This is a genomic window from Streptomyces sp. NPDC016851 (assembly GCF_055562795.1).
In genome coordinates, this window is sequence record NZ_JBVHEP010000045.1 from 26,625 (window position 1) to 39,993 (window position 13,369).

General features: G+C 70.7%; 10 protein-coding genes. 4 read left to right on the forward strand and 6 right to left on the reverse strand.

The genetic code is table 11. The features are described from left to right. Positions 1-588 precede the first annotated feature (588 nt). The 3 genes from ACZ3I3_RS40405 to ACZ3I3_RS40415 form a co-directional block, all read right to left on the reverse strand. Positions 589-1,323, reverse strand: coding sequence for a T4 family baseplate hub assembly chaperone (locus tag ACZ3I3_RS40405; protein WP_467372830.1), 735 nt, complete (start codon positions 1,321-1,323; stop codon positions 589-591). Between the two features lie 128 nt (positions 1,324-1,451). Next, complete coding sequence (locus ACZ3I3_RS40410; RefSeq protein WP_004003113.1) at positions 1,452-1,976, reverse strand: phage tail protein; 525 nt, start codon at positions 1,974-1,976, stop codon at positions 1,452-1,454. 34 nt (positions 1,977-2,010) lie between these two features. Further along, a complete protein-coding gene (locus tag ACZ3I3_RS40415; protein WP_467372832.1) occupies positions 2,011-3,876 on the reverse strand; it encodes a phage tail sheath subtilisin-like domain-containing protein in 1,866 nt (621 codons plus the stop codon). Between the two features lie 711 nt (positions 3,877-4,587). Here ACZ3I3_RS40415 and ACZ3I3_RS40420 point away from each other — a divergent pair. Then, positions 4,588-5,076: a hypothetical protein gene (locus ACZ3I3_RS40420; protein ID WP_307179799.1), complete on the forward strand. Its 489-nt coding sequence runs from the start codon at positions 4,588-4,590 to the stop codon at positions 5,074-5,076. Here the strand turns inward: ACZ3I3_RS40420 and ACZ3I3_RS40425 are convergent. Beyond that, on the reverse strand, positions 5,042-5,344 hold the full coding sequence (locus ACZ3I3_RS40425; protein WP_467372834.1) for a hypothetical protein: 303 nt from the start codon (positions 5,342-5,344) through the stop codon (positions 5,042-5,044). The genes ACZ3I3_RS40420 and ACZ3I3_RS40425 overlap by 35 nt on opposite strands. A gap of 302 nt (positions 5,345-5,646) precedes the next feature. On the opposite strand from ACZ3I3_RS40425, the gene ACZ3I3_RS40430 reads away from it, so the two are divergent. Both ACZ3I3_RS40430 and adh read left to right on the forward strand, forming a co-directional pair. Then, a complete protein-coding gene (locus tag ACZ3I3_RS40430) occupies positions 5,647-6,879 on the forward strand; it encodes a transcriptional regulator (protein ID WP_467372836.1) in 1,233 nt (410 codons plus the stop codon). Between the two features lie 123 nt (positions 6,880-7,002). Next, positions 7,003-8,520, forward strand: coding sequence for an aldehyde dehydrogenase (adh, locus tag ACZ3I3_RS40435; RefSeq protein ID WP_467372837.1), 1,518 nt, complete (start codon positions 7,003-7,005; stop codon positions 8,518-8,520). A gap of 63 nt (positions 8,521-8,583) precedes the next feature. On the opposite strand, the gene ACZ3I3_RS40440 is transcribed toward adh, so the two are convergent. Both ACZ3I3_RS40440 and ACZ3I3_RS40445 read right to left on the reverse strand, forming a co-directional pair. Further along, positions 8,584-9,951, reverse strand: a complete 1,368-nt coding sequence (locus ACZ3I3_RS40440) for an RICIN domain-containing protein (protein WP_467372839.1) — start codon at positions 9,949-9,951, stop codon at positions 8,584-8,586. A gap of 31 nt (positions 9,952-9,982) precedes the next feature. Then, on the reverse strand, positions 9,983-11,413 hold the full coding sequence (locus ACZ3I3_RS40445) for an endo-1,4-beta-xylanase (protein ID WP_467372840.1): 1,431 nt from the start codon (positions 11,411-11,413) through the stop codon (positions 9,983-9,985). 366 nt (positions 11,414-11,779) lie between these two features. Here ACZ3I3_RS40445 and ACZ3I3_RS40450 point away from each other — a divergent pair, with 366 nt between their 5' ends. Continuing rightward, positions 11,780-13,234, forward strand: coding sequence for a non-reducing end alpha-L-arabinofuranosidase family hydrolase (locus ACZ3I3_RS40450; protein WP_467372841.1), 1,455 nt, complete (start codon positions 11,780-11,782; stop codon positions 13,232-13,234). Positions 13,235-13,369: the final 135 nt, after the last annotated feature.

Consider the following 13,369-nt stretch of genomic DNA (forward strand, 5'->3'; position numbering starts at 1 on the left):
CACGACGGCCGCTGGAGCGTACGCACGGCCCGGCGGGCATGACGAGGGGCCCGGGGCCCTCCGCAGGCCGGCCCCCCGCCCCCCCCCCCGGCGGCGGGGGGAGCGGCGTCCGCACCAGGGGGGGTTGGCACGGACGCCGCGTTCGTGAGGGCCGCCCGCTCGGTACGGCCCCGGCCCGCCCCGCGGCGCGCGGTGTCGGGGACCGGCCGCGGCGCGGGGCCCGTCGGTGTGACGGGACGCAGCAGCGGTCCCTCGGGCTCGGCCGGCCGGGCGGGACGCATGCCGGTCTCGGCCGGTGCGGGAGCCTGCTCGGTCCGTACGACCGTCCGCTCCCGCTCGGTGCGGACGACCTCGCGGGCCGCCGGGCGTGCCAGGTCCGGCCGGGCGGCGGCCGGGGCGGCGACGGGCCACAGCGGCTCGGTCCCGTCCGGGTCGGGCGCACCGTTCCGTACCGCCTCGACCCGTTCGAACGGTCCGGCCAGCCGCGGCCGTACGCGCACCACGCCGGGGCGCCGCTCGGCGGGTGCCGCGTGCCGGGCGAGCAGCCGGTCGAGGAAGTCGGGCTCCGGGCGATCGCCCCCGGTGGACTCAGACATCCGCACACAGCTCCAGGTAGTAACGGCGCCGCAGCGGGCTGAGCGCCAGGATCTCCGGCTCGCTCCAGCCGTAGGCGGTGGCGAGCAGATGGACGTCGAGCAGGAGGTCCCGGGCCCAGGCGTCCAGTTCGGTCCACAGGTAGGAGGCGATGTCCAGCTCGGCCCGGGTGGCCTCGCCGCACTCGGGGCAGGCGATGTTGAGCGTGACGTCGCCGCCCGGGTCCGCGGCCCGGGCCTCCTCGGCGATCCGGCGCTGTACGGCGACGGGCAGGGCGTCCGCGGACACGGGCTGCCCGTCGCGTACGGCGGTGACCACGCACCGGGACAGCAGGGCCCGGCGCGGGTCGGTGTCCCGGGCCGCCGCCGTCAGGTCGGCGACGGCGGGCACCCGGAACTCGACCTCCCAGCCGTCCTCGGCGACCCGCACGAGCGGATCACCCCGGTCGGCCAGGGTGCGGGCGAACTCCCCGGCGTCCAGCTCGAACTCCATGTCCGCGCCGCACGCCGCGCACTCCAGGCGCACCTGCATGCGCTCGCCGAACAGGGCCCGGCGCAGGGCGAACAGGTCCGCCTCGCGCTGCCCCACCGGCAGCGACAGCAGGGCCTCCCGGTCGCCGCCCAGGTCCGGCCGGGCGGCCCCGTGCAGCAGCAGGGTCCGCCCGGCCGGGGCCCGGTCAAGACCGGCCTCCCAGGTGGCCAGGAACTCGGCCGCCTGTGTGATCGCCATGCCTCCCCCAGTGCCTGTGTCTCAGCAGCTTCAGTACGTGCCCGAAGGGGCGCGGGGAACTGCGCGACAAGCCACGACGCACCCGCAGACGAACAACAACCCCACCGGCGGCGCTCCCCAGTGGAGCGCTACGCCGGGTTCAGGAAGGAGGGCTCCTCCGGCTCGGGCACCTCGTAGTCCCGCTCCCAGCCCTCGCACTCGAGCTTCAGCGACTGGATGGCCACCGCGTTGGCGTTGGCGTCCAGTTCGCCGAGGACCTGGTACTCGCTGGGCCAGGTCCGGTACAGCTTGTGCGAGACGGCGACCTGGCCGGCCTCGTTGAGGACCTGGATCACGATGTCCTTGCGGAAGTCCGCCAGGGACACCTCGGAGCCCAGGCCCGCGCCGACCTGCCAGACCTTGTTGGCCCAGCGGTCGAACTCGGGGTCGTGCGTGACGCCGCGCTCCAGGGTGATGCCCTCGAACTCGGAGCGGCCCGGCGACTTGCGCGGGGAGGACGGGTCACCGCCGTGACGGTGCTTGACGACCTCCGTCGTCCGCTTCAGGGGACTGATCTTGCTGATGCCCGCGACCGTCCGACCGTCCCACAGGACCAGGAACTTGAAGTTCTTGTACGGGTCGAAACGATGGGCGTTGACCGTGAACTCTGCCATCGAAAATGTCCTCAGGGGTTCCTAGGAGCGTTCCTCAGAGCGCGAACTGCCCGGACGTCTGCTGGATCTTGACGACCACGAACTCGGCCGGGCGGACCGGCGCGATGCCGACGAGGACGTTGACGATGCCGTTCTCGATGTCCTCGGTGGTCGTGGTGTCGCTGTCGCACTTGACGAAGTAGGCGTCACGGGGCGTGCCGCCCTTGAAGGCGCCCTGGCGGAAGAGGGTGTGCAGGTACGAGGAGGCGGCGAGCCGGATCTGCTGCCACAGGTTCTCGTCGTTGGGCTCGAACACCACCCACTGGAGGCCCCGCTGGAGGCTCTCCTCGACGTGCAGGGCGAGCCGACGCACCGGCACGTACTTCCACTCGCTGTCGAGGGCGTCGGAGCCCTCCAGCGTGCGCGCTCCCCAGACCACCGGGCCGGTCACCGGGAAGGTGCGCAGGCAGTTGACGCCGAGCGGGTTGAGCAGGCCGGTCTCGCGGTCGGTGAGGTTGACCGTGAGCGAGTGCACGCCGGCGAGGCGGGCCTCGGTGCCGGCCGGGGCCTTCCACACGCCGCGCTCGGAGTCCGTACGGGCGATGACGCCCGCGACGGCGCCGGACGGCGGGAAGGAGCGCAGCCGGCCCGTGAGGGGGTCGGTGAGCTGGAGGTGCGGGAAGTACAGGCCGGCGTGGTTGCCGCGTACGGCGTCGAAGGCGGCGAGCCCGGCCCGGGCCGTGTCCACGCTGACCCAGGTGCCCGGCGCGTCGACCAGCAGGAAGATCCGCCTCTCCTGGCACAGCCGCTGGGCGGCCGAGACGACGGTGACGGCGTCCTCCGTCTTCTCGTACGCCGCGAGTTCGGGCAGCACGAGGAGGTTGACGTCGGCGACGCCGCGCAGTGCCTGGATGCCGGACTTGTCGGCCTCGGAGCCGATGAGGTCGCGCGGTCCGGGCGCCTCGCCGTCCTCGCCGCCCTCCAGCGGGAAGACGGGCGGGTTGACCGAGGCCTCCAGGCCCAGGTCGTTGGCGCACTCGCCGAGGAAGCGGACGACGTCCTCGGGGTCGGTGGAGCCCGCGACGACCTGGACGCGCCGGCCGAAGGCGGTGACCTCGGCGCCCGCGAAGGCGTGCTTGCCGGGCGCGTCGGGCAGGGCGCGCAGCTTGCGTTCCAGCAGCAGCGCCAGCTCGGCGACGGAGCGCGGGGCCTCGCCGTCGCAGTCGGGGTCGTAGAGCGTGAACTCCCGCTCGACGTCACCGATCTTGACGGTGAGGTCCACGGCGAGGTCGGGCAGTTCGTGCCCGAACGGCTTGGAGACGGTGCCGGACGGGTCGGGCCGGCCCTCGCCGACGACCTCGACGCGGATCAGCCGGGAGCCGGCGTTGACGACGGTCTGCACGTACCGGCCGTGGGACGGGTCGGTGGACAGGCCGGTGTAGCTCTCGCGGGCCTCTCCCTTGGCGTCGTGGACGCGCAGATTGAAGGTCTCGTCGGGGCGGGGCGTGTCGTAGTCGACGGCGACGCGCAGGCCGTTGCCCCACACGCCGGGTTCCTTGGCGTGCACCTTGAGGACGTCGCACTCGCTGTGGCCCTCGGTGGACTCCAGCGTGACGCAGGCGGCCTTGCCGCTGCCGGCCTTGGCGACGCGGACGATCACGGCGACGGTGCCGCCGTTGCCGAAGAACTGGTGAACGGCGTAGCCGACGGCGCTCTGGGCGCTCAGTCCCCCGAAGCGGCGCTCGAACTCGGTGAAGCTGGTGACGCGGACCGGCTCGTTCAGCGGACCGCGACGGGTGTGGCCCACGAAGGCGGTCACCGAAGTGGTCAGGGTCGAGATGGTGCGGGTGCTGCTGGGAAGCTCTTCGACGTAGACGCCGGGATACGTCGGCTTGGCGGCGCTCACTGCACTCATCGGCATTCCCCCTCCTAATCCCTGTCTCGGGCACCGGATGAAGGCACCAAGAGAGGTGAGGGAGAGACGTGCCGGCCATGCGCGAGGACTCGGTCCCCGCCCGTCGGCGGTGGACACGCGCGCACCTCATCAGTTCCCCCGTCAGTACCCGTGCGGTTCGGTCGCACGGGTCAAGCAGCTCGCTTGTGACTCCTGATGCTCAAGTGCTCAACCCACCTTGATGCGTTCGGAGTTGACCGAACAAGGCGCGTTCTGGCCAGCACAGTGGGAGGTTCTGTGAAGGCAAAATTCCGCGATCCGCACATCACGCCCGCGCGCCCTCGTGGACTGGTCCACACCTCCCGCACAGCGGTGGTGATCGCCGGGCGGAGAGCATGCCTGGGAGACCCCGCATTTCCGGCACCGGCGTCTCATCCGCCCGGCGCGCTCCCCGGCTCCTCCCCCAGTCGTCCATCTCTCGATGGCCGGTTTCAGCGGGGCGGCATGGACGCGCACGGAGTTGATCGATGCCTTACGGGATCCACCTGCGAGTGCCCCCTTTCGACCGGGACATGCCCGACCGAAACGCCAGACCGCGCCACCCCTTCCAGCGCGTAGAAATATCTACGAGCATGGCCCGTGCCGGACCGGCACGCGGAGCCCGAGGCTCCGCGGGTCACCGGCCCGTGTCCAGCGTGCGCCCGTCGGGGGCGTCGGCCGACTGTTCCTGGGGTGGCCATGCAGAGCGTGATGTGGAAGCAAGCCGTCGAGTGGCTCGCCGCGGCCGCCAGGGACCCCCAGGAGTGCAAGCGGGAGTGGGACTACGGCACGGGGACCGTGCTCGTGGAGGCCGGCCGGTACTGGGACGTGCTCAGCGTCCCCGACCGGCTCGGCCTGCTCGCCCTGGACTATCTGTGGCGCGACCCCTTGAAGGTGCCCGGCCCCACCCTGGTGGACAGCGCGGCCCGCAGAGTGGGCTTCTTCCTGCCGCCCGACCCCGTCAGCGAGTGGGTCGGCTCCGGTGTCCGGCACGTCGGCCGGGGCTCCTGGGTCGCCGTGCCGCCGCCGTACCGGCCCGCCGGGCGCCTGGAATGGCTCGTCCCGCCGGACGGCACGGGCAGCCTGCACGCCCCCGGCAGGCTGGAGTCGGCCCTGCGGGAGGCCACCGAGACCCTCGCGGTGCTGGCACCGGTCAGCGCGGAGCACGCGGTGGCCGACTGCTGGTGAGGCGCGTGCCGTCGGGGGCGGCCGTCCCCGGGTGCCGGCCGGCGGCCCATGTGGTGACGGCGGCCCAGGTCTCGCTCGCGGACGGTGCCGCGAAGGAGACCCACTGGCCGTCCCGGTGCTCCGGGACGGCGTGGCCCCTGGCCTGCCATTCGGCGACGAGCGCCGCGTAGATGGGCGGATGACCCCCGTACCCGCTGGTGAGTTCGGCGAACGACCGGGGAGCGGCGTCGTTCCCGACAGGGCGCCGCGCCGTCTCAGTACTGTCCATGCCCGGGCAACGCGACGCGGCGCACCGGTGGTACGCGGGCCGGGCCCCGTCCGTCGGGTCGAGTGAACCCGTCACCCGTACGGCGGCACGCGAGCACCGGACAAACATCCAGTCAGGCGGTCGCCCGTTCAGGGCGGGGGCGTTCCCGGGCCCTGCGCCCTCTGGCGGCTCCACGCATTCCGGCACTCTCCTCGACCCCGCCCCTCCGCATCCGGTAACACTGACCTCAGACCGCGGACCGGGCCGGCACCGCGCCCGGAACCGGGTCCTCCCGGTACGACGTACGACGGCAGGGAGAGGCCATGTCACAGCGCCCTGACCTCCGGCAGCGCAGGGCCGTGCTGGAGCACGAGTGGTCCCGCTGGGTGCCGCGGCTGAGCGTCGCGGGCGCACGGCCGGGCGGCAGCGCGGCGTTGCGCCACGAGGTGACCGAGTCCTGGGCGCGTTCCCTGAGCAGCGTGGACCCCGGGCGGGACAGCGCCCCGGTCACCGACGGCGGCCCCGTCCACCAGCGCTGGACGTCCTCTCCGCTGTACCGGCCGGTCTCAGGCCTCGCCGGGGAACTGCGCAGCATCGCCGAGGACGCCGGGTTCGTCACGGCGGTCACCGACGAGTCGGGCACCATCCTGTGGACCTGCGGCGGCCCGGCCATGCGCCGCCGGGCCGAGCGCGTCAACTTCGCGCCGGGCGGCCGGTGGGACGAGCAGGCCATGGGCACCAACGCCCTGTCCCTCGCCCTGCGCACCGGCCGTCCCAGCTCCGTCTTCTCGGCCGAGCACCTGGTGTCGGCCCTGCACGGCTGGGTCTGCTACTGCGCCCCGGTCCACGGCCCGGACGGGCGCGTCCTCGGCGTACTGGACCTGTCGACCACCTGGGACCGCTCGCACCCCCTGGCCATGTCCACCGTACGCACGCTGGTGTCGACCATCGAGGCCCGCCTCACCACGGAACAGCCTGGTCCGGGACAGCTGCGGCTCACCTGCCTCGGCACGGACCAGGCCGTGCCGGCCGCACGGGAGGGGCGCCCGCTCCCCCTGCGCCCGCGCCAGGTGGAGATTCTCACCCTGCTCGCGCTCGAACCCGACGGCTTCTCCCCGGAGCGGCTGCGCGCCGCCCTGTACGGCGACCGGCCGGTCACCGCGTCCACCTTCAAGGCGGAGATCTCCCACCTGCGGCGCGCCCTCGGCGGCGGCGTCTCGCCCCGCCGCTACGCCCTGACGATCCCGGTCACCTGCGACGCCGCCGACGTCCTGCGAGCCCTGGAGCAGGGCGACACCGACACCGCGCTGCGTCTCTACGGCGGCCCCCTGCTCCCCCGCTCCGAGGCCCCCGGCATCGAGGAGTGGCGCACCCGCATCGAAGTGGCCGTACGCGAGGCCGTCCTGGCGAGCACCCGCCCGGAAGACGCCCTGCGCTACGGCGAACGGGCCCCGTACGACGCGGAGATCAACGAACACGCGCTGCGCCTGCTCGGCCCGGACGACACCCGCCGGGCGATCGCGCGGGGCCGCCTGACCACGGCCCGGCGCGACTGACGGCACGGCGCGGCTTGCGGCACGTCACGGCGCCAACCTTGCGCCAACCTCCCGGGAGCACAGTGAGGCCGTCACGACGGCGTGAACCGTAACCCGCCCGTCATCTCACCGAGGAGAGCCGCCATGGTGTACGCGCAGCCCGGAACGGACGGCAGCATCGTCACCTTCGCCCGCCGCTACGACAACTTCATCGGCGGCGACTGGGTCGCCCCCGTCGAGGGCCGCTACTTCGAGAACCCGACCCCCGTGACCGGCAAGGTCTTCTGCGAGGTCGCCCGCTCCTCCGCGGCCGACGTCGACCTTGCCCTGGACGCCGCGCACCGGGCGGCCGACCAGTGGGGCCGTACGTCCACCGCGGAACGGGCGCGCGTGCTCAACAGGATCGCCGACCGCATCGAGGAGAACCTGGAGAAGATCGCGGTCGCCGAGACCTGGGAGAACGGCAAGCCGGTCCGCGAGACGCTGGCCGCCGACATCCCGCTGGCCGTGGACCACTTCCGGTACTTCGCCGGCGTCGTCCGCGCGCAGGAGGGCAGCATCGCGGAGATCGACGCCGACACCGTCGCGTACCACTTCCACGAACCGCTGGGCGTGGTCGGCCAGATCATCCCGTGGAACTTCCCGATCCTCATGGCCACCTGGAAGCTGGCCCCCGCCCTGGCCGCCGGCAACTGCGTCGTCATCAAACCGGCCGAGCAGACCCCGGTCAGCCTCCTCTACGTCATGGAGCTGATCGCCGACCTGCTCCCGCCGGGCGTGGTCAACGTGGTCAACGGCTTCGGCGTGGAGGCGGGCAAGCCCCTGGCCTCCAGCCCGCGCGTGGCGAAGGTGGCGTTCACCGGCGAGACGACGACCGGCCGCCTGATCATGCAGTACGCGAGCGAGAACATCATCCCCGTCACGCTCGAACTGGGCGGCAAGAGCCCGAACATCTTCCTGCCCGACGTGATGGCCGCCGACGACGACTTCCTGGACAAGGCGGTCGAGGGCTTCGTGATGTTCGCCCTGAACCAGGGCGAGGTCTGCACGTGCCCGTCCCGCGCGCTGATCCCCTCATCGGTCTACGACGACTTCATGGCCCGCTGCGTCGAACGCACCCGGGCCATTCGCGGCGGCGACCCGCTGGACCCGGACACCATGATCGGCGCGCAGGCGAGCAACGACCAGTACGAGAAGATCCTCTCCTACCTCGACATCGGCAGGAAGGAAGGCGCCGAACTGGTCACGGGCGGCAACCCCCGTGCGGTCCCGGGCCTGGAGGGCGGCTACTACATCGAGCCGACGATCTTCCGCGGCACCAACGACATGCGGATCTTCCAGGAGGAGATCTTCGGCCCGGTGGTCTCGGTGACGACGTACGACTCGGTCGACGAGGCCCTGAAGATCGCCAACGACACCCTGTACGGCCTCGGCGCGGGCGTCTGGACCCGCGACGGCAGCACCGCCTACCGCCTGGGCCGCGAGATCAAGGCGGGCCGGGTGTGGACCAACTGCTACCACGCGTACCCGGCCCACGCGGCGTTCGGCGGCTACAAGAAGTCGGGCATCGGGCGCGAGACGCACAAGATGATGCTCGACCACTACCAGCAGACGAAGAACCTGCTGGTGTCGTACGCGCCGAAGAAGCTGGGCTTCTTCTAGAGCGTGAAGCCGGGAAGTGGAGCCAGGATCGTCCTGGCTCCACTCCGTGGTGCGGGCCTGCCACTAGAACTGTGCGAAGAACCTCCAGATCTCTGCCTTGGTCCAGGTGGTGACGCCGCTTTCGCCGGAGGAGCCGTCGACCGGACCGGGTATGTGGCCTCCGTCGAACGCGGCCCATTGGACCGGGTATCCGGCACGGCAGCCCGAGTAGGTGGTGGTGATGTGCGTTCGGCTGCCCGGGCCGGGCTCGCGCGGGCTCTGGGCGGCGCAGCCGTTGTTGCGGACGAATGTGTCGCGCAGGGACCGTCCTTGCCCGATGTTGAGGACGTTGTCGCTGATGCCGTGGATCCCGAAGTAGGCGATGGGCTGGGTGCCGCCGCTGCATCCGCTGATCTGGGCGCCGGAGATGACCGCGACGGCCCTGAAGACGTTCGCCCGGCTGCACGCGAGGGCGTAGCTCATACCGCCGCCCCAGCTGAATCCCGTGGCGAAGCGCTGTGCCGGGTTGACACAGAGGCCGCTCTCGATACGCCGGATCATGTCGTCGACGAAGGTGACGTCTTCACCGCCCGCATTGGCCCAGCCGTTTCCGAGGCCCTGGGGGGCGACGAGGATGGCGCTGTTGTTCGACTGTTGCTGTTGGCCGTAGTAGGACCAGGCGTTCCCGCTCGTGCCGCCCGAGGCGACGTCGCCGGCGGTTCCGCCCCGCCAGTGGAACGCGAAGATCAGCCGGTAGCGGTGGCTGTTGTCGTAGTTGGCGGGAACCCTGAGGATGAAGCTGCGGCTCTTGCCGCCGCTCTGGATCGTGTGCGTACCGCTCGTCAGAGTCGGGGCGCTGCCGCATCCGCCGCCGCCACCGGACGACAGCTTGACCATCTGCCATTGCTGGTTGGCGCCGCCCCAGTCGGAGTACTGGACGACGTTGCCGCCGTCGGCGGTGGAGGCGCCCTGCACCTCCACGGCCTTGCCGCTGGTGCGGTTGACCAGCCGGACGTGGCCCGCGTCGGAGTCGGCCAGGCGGAACTGCTGGTTGGCCCCGTTGTGGTCGGCCCACTGCTGGATCGCGGCGCCGTCCGCGGTCGAGGCGCCGGCCACGTCGAGGACCTTGCCCGAATGCCGGGCCTTGAGGCGGTAGAAGCCGCCGCCGGAGTCCACGAACTGCCACTGCTGGTGGGGTCCGTCGTTGCGCGTCCACTGGCTGACCCGCGCACCGTCGGCGCTGGACGCGCCGGAGACGTCCAGCGCCTTGCCGCTGTTGCGATTGACGAGGACGTACCAGGCGTTGGGGTCCACCGTCGCCGCCTCGGCGGGCGCCGGATTCACCACGGAGAGCATGCCCATCGCGAGGGTCGCGGCCACCACGGCGGCGACCCGGGACCACCAGCGCTGTCCGCGTGGAGCGGCGGGGGAAGCCGCACCGTAGGTCTTCATCGACTCAGCCTTTCGTCCGTGACAGGCCCCATCAGGTGCGGGTCCAGCGCTGGTTGCTGCCGTTCGAGCAGGAGTAGAGCTGGATCAGGGTGCCGTTGGCGGTGCCGGCTCCGACGGCGTCGAGGCAGAGGCCGGACTGGACGCCGACGATGGATCCGTCGGAGTTGAGGCGCCATTTCTGGTTGTCGCCGCCCCAGCAGCTGTAGATCTGGACCTTGGTGCCGTTGGCGGTGCCGGCGGCGTCCAGGCACTTGTTGCCGTAGACCCTGAGCTCACCGGCGGCGGTGTGCGTCCACCGCTGGTTGGTGCCGTTGTTGCAGTCCCACAGCTGGAGCTGGGTGCCGTCGGTGGTGCTGGTGCCGGGCACGTCCAGGCAGCGGCCCGAACCAACGCCCTTGATCGGTCCGCCGTCCGGAGGGGGCGTGGTGGAGCCGCCGTTGAGTGCGTTGAGGACGGCGGTGTAGGCGGGCTTCTTGCTGCCGTTGTCGTTGAACAGCAGCGGCGTGTGCTCCCGTCGCCAGGAGTCGCTGTCGCGCACGCCCCAGACGGTGATGCCGAGGCAGCGCGGGACGGCCAGGCAGTCGTTGGTCACGTTGGCGTAGGTCGTGGGCGAGGCGCCCTGGATGTCGAGCTCGGTGATGGCCACGTCGACGCCGAGGGCGGCGAAGCTCTGCAGGGTGGTGCGGAAGTTGCTGTTGTACGGGCTGTCGTTGTTGAAGTGGGACTGGAAGCCGACGCAGTCGATCGGCACGCCGCGCTGCTTGAAGTCCCGGACCATGCGGTACATGGCCTGGGTCTTGGCCCAGGTCCAGTTCTCGACGTTGTAGTCGTTGTAGCAGAGCTTGGCGGCCGGGTCGGCGGCGCGCGCGGTGCGGAAGGCGACCTCGATCCAGTCGTTGCCGGTGCGTTGCAGGTTGGAGTCGCGCCGGGCTCCCGAGTTGCCGTCTTCGAAGGCCTCGTTCACGACGTCCCACTGGACGATCTTGCCCTTGTAGTGGGCCATCACGCCCCTGATGTGGTTGATCATCGCCTGGCGCAGCGCGCTGCCGCTGAGGTTCCGCATCCAGCCGGGCTGCTGGGAGTGCCAGGCCAGGGTGTGGCCGCGCACCTGCTTGCCGTTCTGCACCGCCCAGTTGTAGACACGGTCAGCGGCGGTGAAGTTGAACTGGCCCGGCTGCGGTTCGGTGGCGTCGATCTTCATCTCGTTCTCAGCCGTCACCGAGTTGAACTCACGGCTCGCGATCGACGTGTACGCCGAGTCGCCCAGCCTGCCCGAGGCGATGGCGGTGCCGAAGTAGCGGCCGCTCTGCGCCGCCGCGGCGCCGAGCGTGCTCTCGGCGGCGTGTGCGGGCGGCGGCGCGACCAGTGCGGTGACCACACCGAGGACGCCGACGACCAGCGCCAGCAGCAGGCCGCGGATCTTCCGGCGGACAGCGAGTCTGGGAAGGGCATACGAGCCCATGACTGTGCCTCCAAGCTAGAAATCAAGGAAGGACTGAAGCGCAGGGGAAGTGGCGCCTGTCGTGCAGCACAGATTGCTCAGGACCGACGTTGTTCGACATCTCGAACTACGGCCGGTTTCTCAGACCGGATGATTGAGGGATTGACGATGCATCGTCAATACTCCTCACAGAAGAAGTTTCGATTCCCTGCCCGAAACATTCGAGGATCAGGTGAGGCGCTGTTTGTGGACAGATCCGCGCCAGGCCTTGACCAAAGGGCCCCTCATTCCTAGCTTGTGGCGTCAAAGCTTCCGGGAATTCTTCGAAACCTTTCGAGACGGTTCCTCGGGGTCCCCTCACCCCCCGCCCCCAAAGGAGTGCCCCTGATGCGTCTGAGACGCTTACTCGCCGTCCTCGCGCCCTTGCTGCTCGTGGCCACCTTCCTCGGTGCCCAGCCCGCCGCCGCGGCGACCGTAGACCCCAACGCCTCGTATGTGCTGGTCAACCGCAACAGCGGCAAGGCCTTGGACGTCTACAACATGGCGACCGGCGACGGCGCCCGCATCACCCAGTGGACCAGGAACGATCAGAACCAGCAGCAGTGGCAGTTCGTCGACTCCGGGGGCGGCTACTACCGCATCAAGTCCCGCCACTCGGGCAAGGTGCTGGACATCCACAACTGGTCCACCGCGAACGGCGGCTCGATCGTCCAGTGGGCCGACCTGAACGCCACCAACCAGCAGTGGCGGCTGGCCGACAGCTCGGACGGCTACGTGCGGCTCATCTCGCGCCACAGCAACAAGGCCCTCGAAGTGCAGGGCGGCTCCACCGCCGACAACGCCAACATCGTCCAGTACGACGACTGGGGCGGCACCAACCAGCAGTGGCAGCTCGTCAAGGTCGGCGGCGACAACCCCGGCACGTGCAATCTCCCGTCGACCTACCGCTGGACATCGACGGGCGCGCTGGCGCAGCCCAGGGCCGGGTGGGCCTCGCTCAAGGACTTCACCGTCGCCCCCTACAACGGCAAGCATCTCGTCTATGCGACGACGCACGGCACCGCGGGCACGGGAGAGGGCTGGGGTTCGATGAACTTCGGCCTGTTCACCAACTGGCCGGAGATGGCCTCGGCCGGCCAGAACAAGATGTCGGCTTCCACCGTCGCGCCCACGCTCTTCTACTTCGCGCCGAAGAACATCTGGGTGCTCGCCTACCAGTGGGGCGGTGGGAGCGCCTTCTCCTACCGGACGTCGAGCGACCCCACCAACCCCAATGGCTGGTCGGCACAGAAGGTGCTCTTCTCCGGAAGCATCACCGGCTCCGGCACCGGCCCCATCGACCAGACGCTCATCGCTGACGGCCAGAACATGTACCTGTTCTTCGCCGGTGACAACGGCAAGATCTACCGGGCCAGCATGCCGATCGGGAACTTCCCGGGCAGTTTCGGCTCGAACTACACAACGATCATGAGCGATACGGCGGACAACCTGTTCGAAGCCCCGCAGGTCTACAAGCTCCAGGGCCAGAACCGGTACCTCATGATCGTCGAGGCGAGGGGCCAGCAGGGCCGCTACTTCCGCTCGTTCACGGCCACCAGTCTGAACGGCTCATGGACACCCCAGGCCGCGACCGAGAGCAATCCCTTCGCCGGCAAGGCCAACAGCGGCGCCACTTGGACCAACGACATCAGCCACGGCGAACTGATCCGCACCAGCGCCGATCAGACCTTCACCGTCGATCCCTGCAACCTGCAGTTCCTCTACCAGGGACGCAACCCCAACATCGGCGGCGACTACAGCCAGTGGCCCTACCGTCCGGGTCTGCTGACACTGCGGCGCTGACGGCGTGACACGAGTCCGGTTCCGGTAGGGAGCCGGCGTGGGGGGGGGGGGGGGCGCGGCCCCCCCCCCGGGGCTGGCGCCACCGCCGGCGGGGGAGCCCCCCCCCCCGACCCCGGGCCCGCCGGGGGCCCCCCC

Bases quoted from the DNA above. Each gene is read 5' to 3' on its own strand.
- ACZ3I3_RS40430 (WP_467372836.1), top strand. From the start codon at position 5,647: ATGTCACAGCGCCCTGACCTCCGGCAGCGCAGGGCCGTGCTGGAGCAC.
- ACZ3I3_RS40445 (WP_467372840.1), bottom strand. From the start codon at position 11,413: ATGGGCTCGTATGCCCTTCCCAGACTCGCTGTCCGCCGGAAGATCCGC.
- ACZ3I3_RS40450 (WP_467372841.1), top strand. From the start codon at position 11,780: ATGCGTCTGAGACGCTTACTCGCCGTCCTCGCGCCCTTGCTGCTCGTG.
- ACZ3I3_RS40410 (WP_004003113.1), bottom strand. From the start codon at position 1,976: ATGGCAGAGTTCACGGTCAACGCCCATCGTTTCGACCCGTACAAGAAC.
- ACZ3I3_RS40405 (WP_467372830.1), bottom strand. From the start codon at position 1,323: ATGGCGATCACACAGGCGGCCGAGTTCCTGGCCACCTGGGAGGCCGGT.
- ACZ3I3_RS40420 (WP_307179799.1), top strand. From the start codon at position 4,588: ATGCAGAGCGTGATGTGGAAGCAAGCCGTCGAGTGGCTCGCCGCGGCC.
- adh (WP_467372837.1), top strand. From the start codon at position 7,003: ATGGTGTACGCGCAGCCCGGAACGGACGGCAGCATCGTCACCTTCGCC.
- ACZ3I3_RS40425 (WP_467372834.1), bottom strand. From the start codon at position 5,344: ATGGACAGTACTGAGACGGCGCGGCGCCCTGTCGGGAACGACGCCGCT.
- ACZ3I3_RS40440 (WP_467372839.1), bottom strand. From the start codon at position 9,951: ATGAAGACCTACGGTGCGGCTTCCCCCGCCGCTCCACGCGGACAGCGC.
- ACZ3I3_RS40415 (WP_467372832.1), bottom strand. From the start codon at position 3,876: ATGCCGATGAGTGCAGTGAGCGCCGCCAAGCCGACGTATCCCGGCGTC.